Genomic DNA, 2515 nt, shown 5'->3' with positions numbered 1-2515 from the left:
CGCCGCGCTCGCGGCGCGGCTGCGCGCCCCCGCCTGGCTGCGCCTCGCGGCCGCCGCGGCGCTCCCGCTCCTCTCCCTGATCGTGACGGTGAAGGGGGAGAGCGCGGCCGCCTTCGCCTTCGCCGTCCTCGGCCCGCTCAGCATGGCGTCGCTGATCCCGCTGTCGCTTTGCCTCGCGGCGCTGGTGACGGGACGGTCCGGCCGGCGCGCGGCCGCGCCTGCGGGGCTCGCCCCGGTGCTCGGGCTTCTCGGGCTGCTCCTCTATCCCGCGGCGATCGGTCTCGGTCCCGTCGATCCCTATGGCTGGGGCTTCCGCGGCTGGGAGCTTCCGGCGCTGCTCGCGCTCGCCGCGGGCTTCGGGATGCTGCGGGGTGCCGTGCTCCTTCCGGTCTGGATCGGCCTTTCCGTGGCCGCCTGGGAAGCCGGGCTCTACGGCTCGCGCAATCTCTGGGACTATCTGATCGATCCGGTCGCCTGGGCGGCGGCGGTCCTGTTCCTGGGCTACCGGCTGGTCGCGGCCGGCCGGGCCGCGCTCAGGCGCTGAGGGCCCGCTCCGGCTGGTGATTGGTGAGAGCGGTCTTGAGCTTCTCGAGCGCGCGGCTCTCGATCTGGCGGACCCGCTCCTTCGAGATGCCGAGCTTCTCGCCGAGCGATTCGAGCGTCGCGCCGTCCTCCGAGAGGCGGCGCTCGCGGACGATCCTGAGCTCGCGCTCGTTGAGGGCGGTGAGCGCCTGGTTGAGCCAGAGCACCCAGCGCTCGCTGTCGATCTGCGCGCCGACGGTCTCGTCGGGCAGCGGACCGTCCGCCGCCAGGAAATCCTGGCGGTCCGAACTCTGCCCGTCCGCCTCCGAAACGGGCGCGTTGAGGGAAAGGTCCGGTCCGGAGAGGCGGGAATCCATGAGCGCCACGTCGGCGGGGGACACACCGAGGGCGTTGGCGATCTCCTCGTAGACGATCGGCTCGTTCATCGGCTCCGCTCCGCGCGAAAGGCGGGCGCGCAGACGCCGGAGATTGAAGAAGAGGGCCTTCTGGGTCGACGACGTGCCGCCGCGGACGATCGACCAGTTCCTGAGAATGTAGTCCTGGATCGACGCGCGGATCCACCAGGTCGCATAGGTGGAGAACCGCACCTGACGGTCGGGCTCGAAGCGGGCGGCGGCCTCGAGCAGCCCAACATGGCCCTCCTGGATGAGGTCGCTCATCGAGAGGCCGAAATGCCGGAACCGGGCGGCGATCGAAATGACGAGGCGCATATGCGCCGCCGTCAGGCGGTGCAGCGCCTGCTGATCGCGCTCCTCCCGCCAGCGCACGGCGAGATCATGCTCCTCCTCGCGTTCCAGATACGGCGCCTTCATGGCTGCGCGTACCATGTGCCTGCGGGAGGTTCCCTCGTCCGACATCGCCTGCTCCGCCCTTCGACCGCCCGTCGGGCGCGGACAAGCGCCCGGCGTGCGTCAGGGAGAACGAGCAAGGGACGAATAGGTTCATTCGCAAAAGCAAAAACCCGGCAATGCGCCGGGTTCTGCAAGTCCGGACCCGGGAGACCGGCTCCGGAGACGGACAACTCGGCCGGGTCAGGCGGCCTCGTCCTGGACCTCGTCCTCGGCGGTCGCGGCGCGCTTCCGCTTCGGGCTGGCTTCGATCGACTTCTCAATCTTGGACACGGCCTCGCTCTCCGACGTCCGCTCGACGGCAGCCAGCTCGCGCGCCATCCGGTCGATCGCCTGCTCGTAGAGCTGCCGCTCCGAATAAGACGGCTCCGGCTGGCTCTCCGAGCGATAGAGATCACGGACGACCTCCGAGATCGCGATCAGATCGCCGGAATTGATCTTCGCCTCGTATTCCTGGGCGCGGCGGCTCCACATGGTGCGCTTCACGCGGGCGCGCCCCTTCACGATGTCGAGCGCCTTCGCGACGGTCTCCTCGTCAGCGAGCTTGCGCATGCCCACGGCCGCGGCCTTGCCGATCGGGACGCGCAGCGTCATTTTGTCCTTCTCGAAGCTGATGACGAACAGCTCGAGCTTCATGCCCGCGACTTCCTGCTCCTCGACGTCGATGATGCGACCGACGCCATGGGCCGGGTAGACGATGCTCTCGCTCGTGCGAAAGCCCTGACGCTGGACCGCCTTCTTTGTCGTCATACGATTGAGACTCCTGCTCGCTCCGACAGCCGCAGCAACCGCGCTGAAGCTGAACCGCTTCCAAGACTTGCAGAGCGTTTGCCGCGCCATCCGGCAGAGACGAAAATGGCCAACCGCTGTAGTGACACAGCAGCGAAACCATCCTCCTCCCTACGCCTGTCGGATTTTCCCGCGCACGGGATGACCTTGGAATACCCTCATATAGGGCAAAAGCGGCTGAAAATCAAGATTTTGGTGCAACCCGGCAAAAGCAGGACAGCAAACCCGGCGCGCTCGGCCGGCTCGCTCGCGCCGCGGCTCAATCGCCCTGGCCGGGGGCGGGGGAGAAGTACTTGTCAAGCTTGCCGGCCTCGCCGTCATGGGCCTTGGCGTCC

General features: G+C 68.2%; 3 protein-coding genes. 1 reads left to right on the top strand and 2 read right to left on the bottom strand.

The annotated features are described in order from the left end of the window. The coding region (locus tag E4O86_RS22725) for a hypothetical protein (protein WP_161142819.1) at nucleotides 1–544 on the top strand (544 nt) is incomplete at its 5' end. Here E4O86_RS22725 and E4O86_RS22720 read toward each other — a convergent pair. Together E4O86_RS22720 and E4O86_RS22715 are read right to left on the bottom strand one after the other, a co-directional pair. Continuing rightward, on the bottom strand, nucleotides 534–1400 hold the full coding sequence (locus E4O86_RS22720; RefSeq protein ID WP_161142818.1) for an RNA polymerase factor sigma-32: 867 nt from the start codon (nucleotides 1398–1400) through the stop codon (nucleotides 534–536). The two genes, E4O86_RS22725 and E4O86_RS22720, sit on opposite strands and share 11 nt — an antisense overlap. Nucleotides 1401–1574: 174 nt before the next feature. Further along, the gene (locus E4O86_RS22715; protein ID WP_161142817.1) at nucleotides 1575–2141 is read right to left on the bottom strand and encodes a CarD family transcriptional regulator; all 567 of its coding nucleotides are present in this window, start codon (nucleotides 2139–2141) and stop codon (nucleotides 1575–1577) included. Nucleotides 2142–2515: the final 374 nt, after the last annotated feature.

Origin of the sequence: Propylenella binzhouense, assembly GCF_009866965.1 — a bacterium.
In the GTDB taxonomy this organism is placed as follows: Bacteria; Pseudomonadota; Alphaproteobacteria; order Rhizobiales; family Afifellaceae; genus Propylenella; species Propylenella binzhouense.
The sequence above is the reverse complement of the archived record's forward strand: the minus strand, read 5'-3'. Positions and strand labels throughout refer to the sequence as shown.

Excerpts from the sequence above, each read along its gene's own strand:
- E4O86_RS22720 (WP_161142818.1), bottom strand. The coding sequence starts at position 1,400 with ATGTCGGACGAGGGAACCTCCCGCAGGCACATGGTACGCGCAGCCATG.
- E4O86_RS22715 (WP_161142817.1), bottom strand. The coding sequence starts at position 2,141 with ATGACGACAAAGAAGGCGGTCCAGCGTCAGGGCTTTCGCACGAGCGAG.